The organism is Candidatus Zixiibacteriota bacterium (assembly GCA_014728145.1).
Taxonomy (GTDB): Bacteria; Zixibacteria; MSB-5A5; order JAABVY01; family JAABVY01; genus WJMC01.
On sequence record WJMC01000035.1, the window covers coordinates 1 to 16,687 of the forward strand.

The following is a 16,687-nucleotide window of genomic DNA, read 5'->3' on the forward strand; positions in this document are numbered from 1 at the left end:
GAAATTATTTTGCCGATCAGTTTGCGACCGCAAACGGCTTCCGGCCTGACACGGCAGATCTGGTTGCAGAACTCGGGACCGGCGGTACTTTCGATCCTGATATAGTTATCGGAAAGCCCGCTGACAGCACCATTTTTATGAAAGTATCGCTTCTCGAACAATACCTCAAGCTCGCTATCGAGCTGAGAATTAATAAAACTCTTCCATTTCAGGTCACCAAGGTCTGTCACGATCCGGTTGCGGATTTTGATTTCAGGAGGTTCGAGTTTATCATCAAAACTGAAACTGCGAGCTTCAGGGTGGTCGGAATAGCTGAACACATGCAGGTAGTCGATCGGACTGTTTTCAACAAAATCAAGGCTTTCAGCAAATTCCTTCTCCGTCTCGCCGGGAAATCCGACAATCAGGTCGGCGCCGATCATAACTCCGGGGATACGGGATTTGATTTGATCGATTATATCCCTGTATTTTTTGGTACTATACGGACGGTTCATCGATCTCAGAATCCGATCCGAACCGCTCTGGAGCGGGATATGAAAATGCCTGCAGACACGGCCTGATTGTTCGACTGTCTGAATTAGATCGGATTCGATCTCATTGACCTCGAGAGATGATAACCTGACCCGGTCGATTTCCGTATCCGTTACAATCCGCCTGACCAGACCGCCCAGTACTGTGCCGTTTTCGCGATAACGCCCGACATGCACCCCGGTCAGGATCACTTCCCGGTAACCATTGTTTTTTAACGCCCTGACCTCTTCAAGTATCTTTTCGATCGGCCGGGAAATTTCATGCCCGCGAGCTTTTGGGATAATACAGTAACTGCAATTCTGATTGCAACCATCCTGCACCTTGACCAGCGCCCGACTGCGCTTACTCATACCATCTAAAACAGAATCTTCCAAAGACGGCATATCAGCACTGATTTCAGGAAAAAGATGGTTCAAACGAGCGAGCACCTGATCCTTTTCATCGTTTCCCAATACCAGGTCGATCTCCTCCAGACCGCTCAGATCTTCTTTTTTCAAATGGGCATAACAGCCGATAGCGACAGCCTTCGCGCGTGGATGTTTCTTCTTGACCCCGAACAGCTTGCGACGAGAGTCAGCGGCCGCCTTATGGGTCACATTGCAACTGTTGACGATATACAAGTCGGCATCCTCAGCCCAGTCAACCCGCTCGAATCCAAGCTGTTTCAGGCGTCGTGCTATCAATTCGGTCTCATACTGGTTGAGCTTGCATCCAACTGTAAAAAAAGAAACCTTTGCCACAGTGAAAACCCTTTACTGGTAAGTAATCGTGGAGATATTATACATAAATTGTAGTGTTTTTCAAGCGCTTTATACCAAAAAAAACGGGCGACCGAAGCCGCCCGTTTGATATAATACAGTGAATCTGTTATTCGGTCTTGTCCTTGTCTTCCTCATCCGGTGTGGGAGGAGTGTCCGGATTTTCCTTCGGCTCTTCGACAGCAGGTTTATCCACTGAATCCGGCTGTTCGGGTTCACCTTCAGGCTGTTCAGCGGGAGGCTGTTCGGCTTTGGCTTCTTCTGCCGGTTTTTCCTCTTCGCCCTCCTCGCCCTGTCCCTCGACCGCATCTTCCATACTCATGGTACGGGTTGGATACTTGGCCAGGAACTGATCCAGCTCATTGCGTTCGCGCTTCTTATAATATGAGTCGACAGACAGCACGATCCTTCGACCGGGCTGATCGAACTCAATCACCTGCAAAGGAAGCTCATCGCCGATCTGGAAAGCATCCTCGGGATTCTCAAGATCCGGTTTACCGAGCTGGTTGGTGGGCACAAAGCCCTCGACACCGCCCGGCAGTTCGACTATTACACCGCGGTCGAGCATACGCACGATCGAGCCCAAAACATCCGATCCGACAGCGTAATTCTTTGACAAAGTCGGCCACGGATCCTCATAGAGCTGTTTGTGACCCAGGGAGATACGACGATTTTCCTTGTCGATCTTGAGCACCACGACCTCGACTGTGTCACCGCGTTTCATGATTTCCGAGGGATGCTGGATCCGCTTGGTCCAGGACATATCGGAAATATGAATCAGGCCGTCGATACCTTCTTCCAGCTCGATGAACGCGCCGAAAGTGGTAAGGTTGCGGACCTTGCCCTTGAGCTTCATCCCGACCGGATATTTCTCGTCAATCGTCTTCCAGGGATCTTCGACCAACTGCTTGAGCCCCAGAGAAATCTTCTCATTTTCTTTATCTACTGAAAGGACTACCGCCTCGATTTCATCCTTGACCTGCATTATCTTGGAGGGGTGCTTGATATGCTGAGTCCAGGACATCTCGGAGATGTGGATGAGACCCTCGATTCCCTTCTCGAGCTCGACAAAAGCGCCGTAATCGGTAAGCGAAACGACCTTGCCCTTGACTTTCGAGCCAACCGGGTAATTCTCTTCGATATTCTCCCATGGGTACGGGGTGAGTTGTTTCAATCCAAGAGAGATTCGACCGGTATTCTGGTCGAAATCGAGAATCTTGACGTTGATAGTATCGCCCAGCGAGACCATCTCCGACGGATGGGAGATTCGTCCCCAGGACATATCGGTGATGTGCAGAAGACCGTCAACACCGCCCAGATCGATAAATACGCCGAAATCGGTGATATTTTTGACCACGCCCTCGCGGACCTGACCGGCTTCGATTTCGGACAACAGCTTGTCGCGCTGTTCTTCGCGTTCGCGCTCGAGCACAACCCGGCGTGAAACCACGATATTACGGCGGTTCTTGTTGAGCTTGATGATCTTCAGCTCCATCTCCTTACCAACCAGCTCATCGAAATTCGGTACCTGACGCAATGCCACCTGTGAACCGGGCAGAAACGCGTCTACTCCAAACAAATCGACAACCAGGCCACCCTTGATCCTTCTGCTTACAGTACCCGGCACTAACTCGCCGGAGTCGTAGGATTCGCGGATCCTGTCCCAGACCTTGAGGAAATCGGCCTTACGCTTGGATAACACTAACTGGCCGTTCTGGTCCTCAAACGCATCCAGGTAAACATCGATCTCGTCACCGACACTGATATTGATCGGTTCAGTGAATTCACCTACGGGGATGATTCCCTCGGACTTGAAACCGACATCGACGATAACATCGTCGCGGGTTACACCCAGCACCTTGCCGTTGATGATCTCGCCCTCGCGCAGGTCAGAAAGCGTGTCCTCGTACATCTGGAGCATGCTTTCATATTCTTCCTCGCTGTAATCGCCGTCGCCGATATCGGTCAGTTTCATCGACTCGACGATCTCGACATCATCGGGCTTCTCAATAGCCTGACGCGCGACATCGGCGGCCTTCTGAGCCACACGGGCGCGACGCTTGGTCTGTCGGGTTTCTACCTGGGTTGCGGTTTCGGTGACTAGCCGGGACGCTCGTTCCTCGACTTTGGATTTTTTCTTGGTGGTAGTTTGCTTTGAAGCTTTGGTTCCGGATTTTAGATGAGCCTTTTTACCACCTCCTGTCTTTTTGGATTTTTTCTTTGCCTTCTCAGCTTTTTCAGTCATGTTACGGTAAATCCTCCTTATAACTTAGCATTTCCCGTGAAAGGGTCTTACACATATAATCAAATTTCAGAAAATGTCAAATGCTTTCGGGCTCAAAACAAGCTTTTTTGATCTTTTTTAAATATATGCCGGATAACCCGATAGCTCAAACAGGGCACAATTTGTCATAGTTTTTCGGGATTTTCAATCAAAAATGGATACTAAACCCCGTTAAGAGCTTCGGCACAAACAGGATAAACTTGATTTGAATTTGGGAGAATTCCAAACTGGAACCAGTATCCATTTTGGTGCAAAGATGATATTTTGTCTTTTTAAGTTTATTACCTTGATAAAAAAGTCGTTGAGTGAGTCCGGCTTTATACTGACTAACTGTAAACCAGGACTAATTTTAAAACGCATTTTAATGCTTCTATGATACTCTATTATAATATCAAATTATTTTTCGCAGAGCTTTGATCTCGGTCATGATATGCTCGGTCAGTTTGCGAATACGGTCTTTTTGCGGGAGGCCGGGCATAAACGAGGCTGTATCAATTAAGTCACCGTAAACAATCTTGATATATCGCCGGCTCAAGAAAACTTTGCTGAGACGGTTTGAATTCTCCAGGTAAACCGGAAGCACCGGGACATCGTTTTCAATCGCCAGCTTAGCCAGGCCCGGCCTGCCGGATTTCATAACGCCATCTTTCTGGCGTGTCCCCTCCGGAAAAATCAGCACCCTGCCTCCATCTATCAGGATCTCTTCAGCACGTTTCATCGCCTTGCGGTCTATCAACCCGCGCTTGACCGGAAAAGCATTCAAAGCCGAGATAGTCTTCCCGAAGACCGGATTTTTAAACAATTCCGCCTTGGCCATGAAATGTACTTCGAAAGGTGTCAGGCTCCCGATCAGGGGAGGATCGGCAAGCGATATATGATTTGATGCCAGGATAGCCGGCCCTTCGAAATCGAGCTTCTCCAGATTATAGCGCTTGACGCCATACAATATCCGAAACATCCAGCCGACTGTGAAAGCAGTAAAATGATAAAAGAGAGTCATGCGGAATTTCTCGCGCGGAAAAGCTCAATGATTTTATCGACCTGTTGATCAATGGTCATATTGGTCGTGTCAACTTCGATCGAATCGGAAGTTTTAGTCAAGGGTGAGGTCCTTCGTCCGGAATCGTAATCATCGCGACGCTTGATATCTCTGATTTGATCCGCGAGTGTGGTCGATTTACCCATCCGTTCAAAATCTTTTAACCGCCTGCGTGCCCGTTCTTCAATTGACGCACTGAGATAGACTTTCAGGCCGGCATCCGGGAATACTACGCTGGTGGTATCACGGCCTTCCGCAACAATATTCTGTTTCCGCCCGATCTCCTTCTGCATCGCCACAAGGTGCTCGCGTACTTTCGGATGAGCCGAAACCTCGCTGACTGCCCGGGTAACCACGGGAGTACGAATATCATCGGTAATATCTCGATCATCGACATAGACCTTTTGACCGTCATCGGCGTCCGCAAATTTGATATCGATCTTTTCAGCCAGAGCGGACAGCTTCGCTTCATCGGCAGGCTCGATATCGTTTTCAAGAGCCAGTAATGTCAGGGCGCGATACATCGCCCCGGTATCCAGAAACACGAATCCCAGTTTTTTTGCGACAGCGCGCGCGGTAGTTGATTTGCCCGAACCGGAGGGCCCGTCGATCGCGATAATTTCAGTTTTTTCTGTCATCGGATTTACTTTGAAGATTATTCCAGGCCGACCTTACGACGCAGTTTCTGGACTTCCTTGCGGTTCAAATGACGCCAGCTTCCGGTACGCATCCCCTCGCAGGAGAGATCGGCAAAACGGATGCGCCTGAGTTTCTTGACAGTGAACCCAAGGGCGGTAAAGATCCGGCGGATTTCACGCTTCTTGCCCTCGTGGAGCTCGAGCTGGACGACCGACTGATATTTCTGGGCGGACATCAGCTTGGCCTTGGCTGTGGCGACATAACCGTCATCAAGTTCGACGCCCGCTTCGATCTTACCTATCATCTCAGCCGGCAATTCACCTTTGATAGTGGCGACATAGAGTTTTTTAATTTCGAATTTGGGGTGAGCCAGGCGGTAGGCCAGTTCACCGTCATCGGTCAAGAGGATAATCCCCTCAGTGTCGAGGTCGAGCCTGCCCACAGGGTAAACTCGTGCATCGACCCCCTTGATCAGGTCGATCACTGTCGGCCGTCCGAATTTGTCGACCAAGCTGGAGATATATCCGCGAGGTTTATTGAGTATTACATATGATTTTTCAGTGGGGAGCTCGATTTCCTGGTCGTCTACCCTGACAACATCTTTATCCTCATCGACAACCGCACCGAGCGTATTGACAATCTCGTCATTAACCTTGATCCTGCCGGCCGAGATCATTTCGTCAGCCTGACGGCGCGAAGCTATACCGCAATGTGATAAATATTTATTAAGCCTCATCCGCTTCTATCTCATTCTCCATGTCCCCTTCGCCTGGAGACTCTTCAGATGAGTATTCCTCCTCGTTTTTTCTGACAGTCAATGCTTTGCCCTGTTCGACTTTCATCGCGCTTGCTTCCTGTTCTGAAAGAAGCAGTTCGCCCTGGTCGGTTTTGATCTTATCCTTGTAAGCCTCAGCAAACTCTTCCAGTCGCGGAAGTTCACGCAGATCCCTGAGCCCGAAATATTCCAGGAACCTGCGGGTAGTACCGTAGAGCAAAGGATGGCCGACCTTGTCGGAACGACCGGCAATAGTCACGAGCTTGCGATCCAGCAGGGTGTTGAGCGTACCGTCGACACCGACCCCCCTGATATGTTCGACTTCACCTTTGGTGACCGGCTGTTTGTAGGCGATAATCGCCAAAGTCTCCAACCCGGCCTGCGTGAGTCGGCGCTCACGTTGTTTCTTGAGGAAACGTTCCACCGCCGCGGTCATATTCGGCAACAGATAGAACTGAAATCCCTCCGCTATTTCCCGAATTCGGAAAGTATGACCGCTGTCGGTATAGCGCCGGTTGAGGTTATCGACAATGCTGTAAACCTGGGCCTTAGTCAGCTTGCCCAGAAAGCGCGCGATCTTGCGGTAGTTGACCGGTTCGGGGCTGGCAAACAATAGAGCCTCGGTCATATTCATCCACTCCGCCATCTCCTCGGTCAACTCCTCGGCGTCGCGCACCTCCTGATGAGTATCATCCAGCTCGGAACTATCTCGTTCAGAACTATCCTCGACCTCATCTTCGACAACTTCTTTTTCCTCATCAATTATCCGGTTTTTTATCTGCTCTTCAGTCATCATGCCTCGAATAAACTCTGATCTCACCAAACGGTGCCGCCTGGCGGACCCGTAAACGATTTGCTTTGATTAATTCAAGTATTGCCAGAAGCGTTACCACCAGTACAAGCCTGGTCGGGTTGTCTGAAAAAAGCTCCCTGAAAGTCGCATAGTCTTTCGCCGACAGTATTTTCTCGATCCTGGCAATCCGATCCTCGATGTGCACTTCCTCGACTTTTACCGAATGATAGGCTTCCCGCTCGAGGTTTTCCATCGCCTCTTTGAAAGCTTTCATCAAATCGAAGATCGTGGCTTCGAGGGTAAAAGTTTCCTCAGGCGCAAGATCCAGGTATGAGAAATCCTCGCGCTTCATGAAACGGCGTTCGGCCTCTTCATGTTCTCGCATATTCAGGGCCGCTTTTTTGTATTTTTCGTACTCCAGAAGAGCCATAATCAACGCCTCGCGAGGGTCGTCAGCTTCCTCCTCCTCATTTCTGGGCAGGAGCATGCGCGACTTGATATTGATCAATGTCGCCGCCATCAGGATAAACTCGCCGGCTATGTCGAGGTTAAGCATCTGCATCAGTTCGACATACTCGAGATACTGACGGGTGATCCTCGCGATCGGGATATCGTAGATATCGATTTCATCTTTCTTGATCAGGTACAGCAGGAGATCGAGCGGTCCTTCGAATTTCTCCAGCTTGACCTCATAGGAGGGCTCGAATTCACCGGAATAAGGATTGATCTTGAGCAGATCTTCAGTCGTCATAGCGTCAGCCCCATCGCCTCCCTGACCATCTCCATGGTCTTTTGCGCTCTTTTCCTGGCACGCTCCGCGCCATCTCTGAGTATGTCCATAACTGTATCCGGAGAAGCCTTGAGCTCGGCCGCACGCTCGCGGATCGGAGCCAAAGCGTTGTTTATGCTTTCCGCCAGGTGTTTCTTGTCGGCCACACATCCGAGATCACCCGAACGGCAGTCGGCAGCGATCTTGTCCAGGCCACTGTCGGTATAGATTTGATGCAAAGCATAGACCGGGCATCGTTCCGGATGACCCGGATCATTCTTGCGGATCTTTTCGGGATCGGTGAACATACCCGAAATCTTTTTGGCGGTTTCTTCCGGGGTATCTGCCAGGCAGATATGGTTGCCGTAAGATTTACTCATCCTCTGGCCGTCTGTTCCGGGCACGGCGGCGAACTTAGTCAGTTTATCCAACGGCTCCGGAAAAACTTCGCCATACAAACCGTTGAACCTGCGCGCAACCTCACGGGTAAGTTCGATATGAGGCAGTTGGTCTTTCCCGACCGGTACAAAGTTAGCCCTGTAAAGCAGGATATCGGCCGCCTGCAAAAGCGGGTAGCCCAAAAAACCATAGGAATCCAGGCCCATCTTTGAAGCCTTTTCCTTATATGACGGTACTCTCTCGAGCCACGGGATCGGCACGATCATAGAAAACAACAGGTGCAGTTCCGAATGTTCTTTGACGTGCGACTGAACGAAGATGGCGCATTTTTGGGGATCGAGTCCTGCCGCGATAAAATCGACCGCCATCTGAAAGACCTGATCTTTGAGGACGTCGGTTTTATCGTATAAAGATGTCAGCGAATGCCAGTCGACTATACAACAATACATATCGTACTGATCCTGAAGGCTGACCCAGTTTTTGAGCGCGCCTTCATAGTTCCCCAGATGCAGAGATCCGGTCGGCTGCATTCCCGACAATACAACTTGCTTAGCCATTTAACTGATTTCCTCCATAAACAGGTATGGTCTCCAGCGTTTGTCGGAAATACCGATAAACCGCTGAATGAATGTTATATGATTCGGCTTGGTCGGCTTTTTCAAAAGCTTCATCGAAGCCTGTTCGGGCGTACGGTCGCCTTTCATGTTGTTGCACTTGGTGCAGGCACAGACCAGGTTTTCCCAGGTATCCTTACCCCCCACCCGACGCGGGATAACATGGTCGACTGTCATCGACCCCTCGGTCTTACCGCAGTACATACAACGGTGACCGTCACGCTTGATAATATTCTTACGCGACAGCAGAATCCGTTTACGCGGGGCTTTGACATAAACTCCCAGGCGAACCACCGAGGGCACCCTGAAAGCCGAATTGACCGAGCGCAACTGATGACCGTCCATGGTTTCTATCATTTCAACCTTTCCCAGAAGAATCATCACCACCGCCCGTTTAACGGAACAGACCGAAAGCGGTTCGTAATTCTGGTTAAGAACCAATACATTCCTGCTCAGCATACCGTTACCGCCATCTCTACCTCAAAGAAGGTAATTTATCCAAGCTCGTACAATAGTCAATAAAAACTTCTGATGCCCGTCAACACTGGACTTCCGGCAAATTCGCCGGAAAAGTTATTGTTGACTTATATTATGTATATACGTTTTTATCGGTCTTGGGATGAAACAACTTTTGCCCCAGATGATGTATCTTCGTGGTTATATAAAATTGAGGTGAGAAATGCCGCGGATAAAATCCAATATATCGGTGCGACGGCTAAAAAAAACCGACACGATAAAATCTAACAAGCTGGTAATGGATACAATCAACCAGTTGCGCAAAGAGCACAATCTATATCCCTACCCCTTCCCGGAAAAAAGACGACGCAACAAGTTGATGATCCACCTGATAGATACCGATCCGGCCGGCAGTTACGGCGCATTCGCGGGCAATAAAATGATCGGCTATTCCTCGGCCATGGTCCGCGACGGCCAATGGTACCTGGCGTTTTTGTTCGTCGATCCAAAATACCAGGGGCGCGGTATCGGTAAACGGCTTCTGAAGCGCTCTCTCATCATCACCAAAGACGAGGAAATCCATACCCATTCACTGGCTACTTTCGCATATAACGCACCCGCTGTCGCGCTCTATACAGCATTCGGATTTCATCCGATCGAGAGCCTTCCGATGATGGTCTGGCGTGCCCGTAAAGGCAAACAGGTCAGGCGAATAAGAAACGACTATCATTTTCGAATTATAAATATAGATAATTACGAGCAGATCGAAGTTTTAAACCGCCTCGACAAGAAGAACCGGGGAATATACCGTCCGGAGGAGCATAAATTCTGGATCGACCTGGACACTGCCAAAGGCTATTTGTTCTACGATGGGCGCAAGCTGGCCGGGTATTCGCAGATAATCCGGGATGAGATCATTGCCCCGGTCAATGTCACCCGTCCGGAATATATGGTGCCTGTTTTAAGCGAAATGATCAACCTCCATCGCAAACCCGAAGAGGGAGGGATAGTCTTGTGGGTTCCCGGTCGCCGGGGCGATGTAATGGAATTTTTGATGAAGCATGACTTTAAAGTCGAGGAACTGGAAATCCTGATGAGCGACCGGATGTTTTTCAACCTCGACTGCTACCTTCCCGCCAACCTGGCATTCTTCTAAAATCCAGCATATAATCCGATTTGCCGCTGGAACTTTATCCTCGTCAGGGCATTTCATTAAATGCAGATAATAAATATCACTTTTTCAAAGGGAGCTGACGTGTATCCAGAGAAATCCTACGCATTCGAAGACAATACCACCTTCCGAACTGTTATAGACAGTCCGGATGCTTACACCCGCGAGGATGAGACGGATGACGCTGAATTTTACGCGGTCGATCGTATGGTCGATCATCTCGACAAATACGCCAATACCACGGTCAAGCAGATCATCGGGCAGTTGATCGTGGAAGACAACCCGGTCATTCTCGACCTGATGGCCTCGACCGACTCTCATTTGCCCGAAGATATGCAAACCGGGGAGGTAATCGGGCTGGGTTTAAATGAGAATGAACTCCGGGCCAACCGTCAACTTGACGACTGGCTTTTGGCCGATCTCAATCGCAAACCGCATTTGCCTTTCGAGGACGATTATTACGATGTCGTCATAAACACCGTGTCGATTCAATACTTGGTTCATCCTGAAAAGATCTTCGCCGAAATCGCACGGATTCTAAAGCCGGGCGGTCTTCACCTGGTGATTTTCTCGAACCGCTTTTTCCCCACCAAAGCTGTTAAGGCCTGGACAATATTGACCGAGGACGAACGCCTCGAACTGGTCAAAGATTATTTCAGGAGATCCGGAATGTATTCTGAGCCGGAGGTTTTTATCTCGATGGGCAAACCTCGTCCTGGAGACGACAAATATGCCGACAGCGGAATGCCTTCGGATCCGATCTTTGCAGTCTACGCTGACACGAACAGCGATAAGAAAACCGAGCCTCGTCCGGTACCGGCTGTCAATGAGTCAGATTATCGGATGATCGACATCAAAAATCGTGCAGACGAGATCAGGGAGACACTCGAATGTCCCTTCTGCGGTGAAAGACTGCGCCTCTGGGGTGTGACCGACAATCCCATGAGCACCTGGGATCACGACCTGTATATTTGTATCAACGATGCCTGTAGTTATACCGTCAAGGGCTGGCGGGAAATGTTCAGGCAGGGGGTCTCCGGTTGCTCATACCGTTTCTGCTTCGATCCTGTCAGCGGGACCTCTGTGCCTATTCCGATACCAAGTTTGGCGGTTTTGAAAGAATCGCTAAAAGACTGACTCACTAAATCTATCTCCTGCGAAAAAGGCTTCAGGTGATAACCTGAAGCCTTTTGTAGAAGCAAATCAGCTTTTTGTTGTCAGTTCCGGACCACCCGCCTTGATATACAGCCACCGGAACAGAAGCCCCAGAAGAGACAGCGCAATCATCCCGACCAGGCCATAGATTACAATTTTCGCAACCATTGAACTCTCCCCCATAATCTATCTGGATTAAAAATCCTTGATGAATTTTCCGTCTTTGTAGAACACTTCGCCGTCGCCGATCAACTGACCTCCCTCGCGCAGGTCACAGACCATATCCCAGTGCAGTCCGGATTTGTTCTTGCCACCGGTTTCCGGGTAAGCCTGCCCCAGCGCTATATGCATCGTACCGCCTATTTTTTCATCAAAAAGTATGTTCTTTGTAAAATTCTGCACATTATAATTAGTACCAATAGCGAATTCACCGATCAACCGCGCACCATCATCCATATCGATCATCTTCTCCAGGTAACCGATGTTTTTATCGGCAGAGTAATCGACCACGCGACCTTCCTTGAATTTGAGTTTCACCCCGGCAACTTCATGGCCCTGGTAGCAGGCTGGAAATGAATACAGTATCTCGCCCTCAGCTGAAGTTTCATGCGGAGCGGTAAAGACCTCACCATCGGGGAAGTTGTTCTTTCCGTCACAATTCTCCCATTTACGACCTTCCACTTTTACGGTCAGATCGGTACCTTTGGATTTAACTTTGATCTCTTTTAAAGACTCCAGAAAACTGCAAATTTTGGATTGTTTGGCCGAAACCGCTTTCCAGTGCGCGACCGGATCGTCGTCATTGAGATGACCGGCACCGAAAACGAATTCTTCATATTCAGAGAGCGACATATCTGCATCCTGAGCGGCCGAATGCACCGGGAACATGGTACCGCACCAGCTCAATTCACCTGCCGCGGCCCGTTCCATGAAACGTGTCATCAGGCTCTGCCGGCTGGACTGTGCCAGAGCCTGCCGTGAGGGATCGACATTCGACAAATACTTCGTATTATTGCGGGCAAAGATACCCAATAGAGCATCCATCTTATCGACTTCCAGCTTTTGTATTTCAGGGATATATTTCAACTGCGCATCGGAACCATGCTTATACAAAAGCTCCTCGAGATCTTCGATATCCGGCCAGTAATAAGGATGAGCCCCGGCCTGGAGTGCCTTTTTATAAAACGCCTTTACAAGGGGCAGTGCCTGCGGTGAGCCCTTGATCTTGACATTCTGACCTTCTTTCAGTTCGAGCGAATAATTGACCATCACATCGGCCAGCTTCTCAATTCTCGGATCCATAATATATTCCTTTCTACCGTAGATTCATACCATGAATAGCATATACGAAGAATTCCGCCTCAGGTTTTAATGTTGGTGACTCCCTCACGTTGCAAAAGCTCCAGCTTGAACTTCTCCCCTCCACCGTAGCCACCCAGACGATTTCCACGAGCAACCACGCGATGGCAGGGAATTACGAACGGCAGGGGATTTTTCGAACAGGCTGTTCCGGCCGCCCGGGCCGCACGCGGATTGCCGGCTTTCGCCGCCAGCTCAGCGTAAGTGAGCGTACATCCAAAGGGAATCCGCCTGAGCGCCATCAGCGCTTTACGCGTGAATCCATTGAGCCTGAGATCGACTGGTATATCAATTACATCTTTTTTGCCGGCAATGTAATCTTTTACCTGCGAGATATATTTCTTCATGAATTCTTCATCCTCCTCGTAGACATACCCCGGAAAATGATCCTCCAGCCATGATAAGAGCCCATCAAATTCGGTTCGGCCGGCAGTGATACGGACAGCGCCTTTCGACGACGCGGCCACGAATATCCTGCCGTACCGGGATTCAAATGAACTGTAATATATCTTATTCATTATGTCGCACTCCAGCTGTGATTTTAGACGATAAATGCTATCGAAAGTAACTAATATAATTATTCAGGTCTCGAAATGAAGTTAAATCTTGCATTTTCAGCTGGATGTCCATGATTTATATACCTGTTAAATATAGTTGTAATTTATATGCTTTTTTATTAAATTGAATCAAATCCAGAATCGAACAACCGATAAGAGAAGAAAGATTATGAAAAATTTAACTTATCTCGTTGTCATTATTATAGTTGCCGTCGTGATCTGCGGATGCGGCGCGGACCGCATGGAATCCGGCAATTACCAGATCGAAAAGCTTCAGCAACAGGCTTTCGAAGCTGAGGAAAAAGTCCTCGGAATCAAGCCGGAACTGGCCACTGATGAGTCCGTGCGGGAGTTGATAGCCATGCACGCGAGGGTGGTCGACCGTTTCGGTGAGATCTTTCCCGATGTCGCGAGCAAGGACTCGGTCACGGATTACGAGCTCAATGCCTCCTATCTTGCCGGCCAGAGCCAGCTTCGGATCGGTGAATTGAGCACATTGATTGGCGATTCCGCGGTAGCCATGAATGCCTACGAGGATTTCGAGGAGCTTTTCCCGAAAAACTACGGTCAGATAAAGACCGCTCAACTCAGGCTGGCGGAGTTTTATAACAAACGGGAAAACTACGACAAAGTCGAGCAAATCTATGTCAGCCTGATCGATCAATACGATCCGCCGGCTATGGCTAACCTCAACCCCGATATGGATATCCTCAGGCTACCCTATGACATGATGCGGTTTTTCTCGATCGTTTCTGATTCTGCTAAGTACGAGCATTACCGCGACTACGCCGAAAATTATTACACCCGCCTCAAAGAATCTTACCAGGGTACCAATCTCGGGGTAGTTTCAACTCGTTTTCTGGCAGAAACTTATAAGACCAGCGGCAATCCCCGCAAAGCGATCGACCTTTTGAAAACTGTAGTGGATTCGACCGGACAGATGACCAAACCCGCCCTGATGCTGACAGCGCAGGCATACTTCAATGATCTCGATATGCCGGATTCCGCGCTCTATTTTTATAACAAACTTCTCGAGCGACCTGCTGACAGCACCTATACTCCCAAGGCGATTCTTGAATCCGGTCAGGTCATGTTTCTAAACCGGCGCTTCAGCGAGGCCCGCCAGAGGCTGTACAACCTGCTGGACAACTTTGACTATGCCAGGGAGTTATATCCACAGGCACAGTTGTTTATCGGGATCTCCTACGAGGAAGAAGGCGATTTTCGCTCGGCTGAGGACGCCTATACGGCGGTGATCGAAAACTATCCCACCAATTCCCTGGCGTTCGATACATATCTCAGGCTTCCGGAGTTCTTTGCCAAGCAGGATAAGAACCAAATGGAACGCCAGTGGTATAACAGGGCAGAAGACTTTTACAAGAATACCGGCGAGGACTACGAGGATCACGCTCTGGGGGTGGCGGCCTCGGAATACCTGGCCAGGTTCTATATCCGTTACGAAAAATGGTACGATGCGGTCGACGCGCTCAAGGAGATGCTCCGGAAATATCCCGACTACCGGGTCTCCAACAACGCCCTGTTCCAGATCGCTTCGATCTTTGACTTGAGACTGGATATGCCTGATTCAGCTAAACATTACTACCAGAAGCAGATCGACACCTATCCCGATGTGCCGGTCAGCCGCAAGGCCAAGGAAAAATTACAACAGTTATAAATTCACAGGAGGAAAAACAGTGAACCTCAAGACACTCCCGGTACTAAGCATTTTTTTGATTTTTATACTCGGCGCGATTCTTGTGGCCGACAATACCACAGCGACACGCCCGACAGCGGATGAAAACAATCTATGCGAGGTCATCCTTAAACCGACCGACATCAAAAACCATTACCTGATCGAGATTCGCCTGATCAACGATCAGCCCCTCGCCGCAATAACTTTTCCGCTTTTAATTAAAGCCGCGAAAACCGAGATGATGTACGATTCGATTTCGTTTGCCAAAACCCGTGCAGAATTCTGCGCGGTCAAAATCCCCAATGCCGATACGGCTGAGCAGAAATTCAACCTGGGGATCCTGGCCTCGATGACTCCGCCTTTGAAATATATCGATCCCGGCGAGGGCCTGATCGCGAGGCTGTATTACACCTCCAGGGATAAAACCAAACTCGAAGATATCATGGTCGACACAACTTTCTTTCCGCCCTCGAATCACCTGATGGGTGTTCTGCCGGACGCCAAGACCAATATCAGCCCCGCTTTCCGCTTCATTCGCGAGAAATAAGAGACGAAATAGACTTCAAAAAAGCCCCGTACACGGGGCTTTTTTGTTGCCCTCACCGACAACATCGCAAAAGACACCTATCACATTGTCATACAAGATAATAACCCATATTATATAAATCCTCACACTAACATACCGTCGATATTCTTTACAATATAACGAGTTGCGCAAATAATGAACAGCTCTAGAATTTTAGCCCGCGTCGCATATGCCTTGCCGCCAACAGCTTGCAAACATGGCTCTTTTCGCTTTTGTTTCATTACGGCACGGTGCTTGCAAGTTAATAGTGTGATGAAATTGATTCTTAACTTATGGAGGTGCGTATGAAAAAGGCTCTTTTACTTTCCTTAGTGCTCGTGTTTGCTCTGGCCGGTAACTCGATGGCTATCAGCTGGCAGTTCAACTCGGTCTTCGATCAGAATATCTTCGATTACAACAACGACTGGTCGCCGATCTCGTATCCGAACCTGCCCCCGAATACACCTTCTCCGGCTGGTGCCGATGGTGAAACCTGCGATATCGAAGGCAGTAAGTTCGCTTATGACGATGACTACCTTTATTTCGCGGTTACAAGCTCTTTTGGCTATGGCGCGACGATCAATGGCGAATACTATGAGTCCGGTGAATTCTTCTTCGGTTTCAATGGTTCCAATACCGATTATTCGGTAAATACCGACGGCTACCTGTACGATATCACCGGCACTCCGCTGGGTATTCCCGATCTGCCCCAGAGCTATCACGACAATCCGACCATCTACAATGCTGTCGGTGCTTTTGCTCATGATGACAATGCCAGCACGGAACTGGGCGGTATCGACATGCAGATGCATGACGGCCTGACCGAAGACCAGACCGGCGACACCTATGTCTGGGAGATGAGAATCTCCAAGAGCATGTTTGCCAGTGTGGATTTCGCCACCGTCAACAACGTCTCGATCCATATGACCCTGGCCTGCGGAAATGACCTGATCGAAGATGATTACGACATGAGCGTTGTTCCCGAACCCGCCACCCTGCTTCTTTTGGGTCTCGGCCTGATGGGTGGCGGCATTATTCGCAAGAAAATTCGCTAGTTTGATATAAACGGCGAAGAATCTGACCTGCCTGAACCCTCCCTTTCCGGGAGGGTTCTTTTTACCTCACACAAA

General features: G+C 49.3%; 16 protein-coding genes. 5 read left to right on the forward strand and 11 right to left on the reverse strand.

Going from position 1 to position 16,687, the window contains the following annotated elements:
• From mtaB to GF404_01925, 9 genes are all read right to left on the reverse strand, one after another.
• Positions 1–1,271 (reverse strand): tRNA (N(6)-L-threonylcarbamoyladenosine(37)-C(2))-methylthiotransferase MtaB (gene mtaB, locus GF404_01885; protein ID MBD3380926.1); only part of this gene is annotated, 1,271 nt, incomplete at its 3' end.
• Between the two features lie 127 nt (positions 1,272–1,398).
• The gene (rpsA, locus tag GF404_01890; GenBank protein ID MBD3380927.1) at positions 1,399–3,534 is read right to left on the reverse strand and encodes a 30S ribosomal protein S1; all 2,136 of its coding nucleotides are present in this window, start codon (positions 3,532–3,534) and stop codon (positions 1,399–1,401) included.
• Positions 3,535–3,964: 430 nt separating this feature from the next.
• On the reverse strand, positions 3,965–4,573 hold the full coding sequence (locus tag GF404_01895; protein MBD3380928.1) for a 1-acyl-sn-glycerol-3-phosphate acyltransferase: 609 nt from the start codon (positions 4,571–4,573) through the stop codon (positions 3,965–3,967).
• The gene (locus tag GF404_01900) at positions 4,570–5,250 is read right to left on the reverse strand and encodes a (d)CMP kinase (protein MBD3380929.1); all 681 of its coding nucleotides are present in this window, start codon (positions 5,248–5,250) and stop codon (positions 4,570–4,572) included. The genes GF404_01895 and GF404_01900 overlap by 4 nt, the downstream gene beginning before the upstream one ends.
• Before the next feature lie 17 nt (positions 5,251–5,267).
• Positions 5,268–5,987, reverse strand: coding sequence for a pseudouridine synthase (locus GF404_01905; GenBank protein MBD3380930.1), 720 nt, complete (start codon positions 5,985–5,987; stop codon positions 5,268–5,270).
• Positions 5,977–6,846, reverse strand: coding sequence for an SMC-Scp complex subunit ScpB (gene scpB / locus GF404_01910; GenBank protein MBD3380931.1), 870 nt, complete (start codon positions 6,844–6,846; stop codon positions 5,977–5,979). The genes GF404_01905 and scpB overlap by 11 nt, the downstream gene beginning before the upstream one ends.
• On the reverse strand, positions 6,812–7,570 hold the full coding sequence (locus GF404_01915) for a segregation/condensation protein A (protein ID MBD3380932.1): 759 nt from the start codon (positions 7,568–7,570) through the stop codon (positions 6,812–6,814). Before GF404_01915 ends, scpB begins: the two co-directional genes overlap by 35 nt.
• Positions 7,567–8,544: a tryptophan--tRNA ligase gene (gene trpS, locus GF404_01920; protein MBD3380933.1), complete on the reverse strand. Its 978-nt coding sequence runs from the start codon at positions 8,542–8,544 to the stop codon at positions 7,567–7,569. Before trpS ends, GF404_01915 begins: the two co-directional genes overlap by 4 nt.
• Complete coding sequence (locus tag GF404_01925; protein ID MBD3380934.1) at positions 8,545–9,057, reverse strand: HNH endonuclease; 513 nt, start codon at positions 9,055–9,057, stop codon at positions 8,545–8,547.
• A gap of 223 nt (positions 9,058–9,280) precedes the next feature.
• Between GF404_01925 and GF404_01930 the strand changes: the two genes are divergently transcribed.
• Positions 9,281–10,213 (forward strand): GNAT family N-acetyltransferase, encoded by a 933-nt coding sequence (locus GF404_01930; GenBank protein ID MBD3380935.1) that lies wholly within the window; start codon positions 9,281–9,283, stop codon positions 10,211–10,213.
• Positions 10,214–10,273: 60 nt separating this feature from the next.
• Positions 10,274–11,365, forward strand: coding sequence for a methyltransferase domain-containing protein (locus tag GF404_01935; protein MBD3380936.1), 1,092 nt, complete (start codon positions 10,274–10,276; stop codon positions 11,363–11,365).
• Positions 11,366–11,578: 213 nt separating this feature from the next.
• Here the strand turns inward: GF404_01935 and GF404_01940 are convergent, their stop codons facing one another.
• Both GF404_01940 and GF404_01945 read right to left on the reverse strand, forming a co-directional pair.
• Positions 11,579–12,688 carry an aminopeptidase gene (locus GF404_01940; protein MBD3380937.1) on the reverse strand — a complete coding sequence of 370 codons (1,110 nt, stop codon included), beginning with the start codon at positions 12,686–12,688 and terminating at the stop codon, positions 11,579–11,581.
• A 56-nt stretch (positions 12,689–12,744) separates the two neighbouring features.
• Positions 12,745–13,260, reverse strand: a complete 516-nt coding sequence (locus tag GF404_01945) for a methylated-DNA--[protein]-cysteine S-methyltransferase (protein ID MBD3380938.1) — start codon at positions 13,258–13,260, stop codon at positions 12,745–12,747.
• 208 nt (positions 13,261–13,468) lie between these two features.
• Between GF404_01945 and GF404_01950 the strand changes: the two genes are divergently transcribed.
• The 3 genes from GF404_01950 to GF404_01960 all read left to right on the forward strand — a co-directional run bounded on the left by GF404_01950 (position 13,469) and on the right by GF404_01960 (position 16,612).
• On the forward strand, positions 13,469–14,974 hold the full coding sequence (locus tag GF404_01950; protein ID MBD3380939.1) for a tetratricopeptide repeat protein: 1,506 nt from the start codon (positions 13,469–13,471) through the stop codon (positions 14,972–14,974).
• Positions 14,975–14,993: 19 nt separating this feature from the next.
• Complete coding sequence (locus GF404_01955) at positions 14,994–15,539, forward strand: hypothetical protein (GenBank protein ID MBD3380940.1); 546 nt, start codon at positions 14,994–14,996, stop codon at positions 15,537–15,539.
• 311 nt (positions 15,540–15,850) lie between these two features.
• Positions 15,851–16,612, forward strand: a complete 762-nt coding sequence (locus GF404_01960) for a PEP-CTERM sorting domain-containing protein (protein ID MBD3380941.1) — start codon at positions 15,851–15,853, stop codon at positions 16,610–16,612.
• Positions 16,613–16,687 lie beyond the last annotated feature (75 nt).

Coding starts and splice junctions, on each gene's coding strand:
- rpsA (MBD3380927.1), bottom strand. CDS start 3,534: ATGACTGAAAAAGCTGAGAAGGCAAAGAAAAAATCCAAAAAGACAGGA.
- GF404_01895 (MBD3380928.1), bottom strand. CDS start 4,573: ATGACTCTCTTTTATCATTTTACTGCTTTCACAGTCGGCTGGATGTTT.
- GF404_01900 (MBD3380929.1), bottom strand. CDS start 5,250: ATGACAGAAAAAACTGAAATTATCGCGATCGACGGGCCCTCCGGTTCG.
- GF404_01905 (MBD3380930.1), bottom strand. CDS start 5,987: ATGAGGCTTAATAAATATTTATCACATTGCGGTATAGCTTCGCGCCGT.
- GF404_01915 (MBD3380932.1), bottom strand. CDS start 7,570: ATGACGACTGAAGATCTGCTCAAGATCAATCCTTATTCCGGTGAATTC.
- trpS (MBD3380933.1), bottom strand. CDS start 8,544: ATGGCTAAGCAAGTTGTATTGTCGGGAATGCAGCCGACCGGATCTCTG.
- GF404_01930 (MBD3380935.1), top strand. CDS start 9,281: ATGCCGCGGATAAAATCCAATATATCGGTGCGACGGCTAAAAAAAACC.
- GF404_01935 (MBD3380936.1), top strand. CDS start 10,274: ATGCAGATAATAAATATCACTTTTTCAAAGGGAGCTGACGTGTATCCA.
- GF404_01945 (MBD3380938.1), bottom strand. CDS start 13,260: ATGAATAAGATATATTACAGTTCATTTGAATCCCGGTACGGCAGGATA.
- GF404_01950 (MBD3380939.1), top strand. CDS start 13,469: ATGAAAAATTTAACTTATCTCGTTGTCATTATTATAGTTGCCGTCGTG.
- GF404_01960 (MBD3380941.1), top strand. CDS start 15,851: ATGGAGGTGCGTATGAAAAAGGCTCTTTTACTTTCCTTAGTGCTCGTG.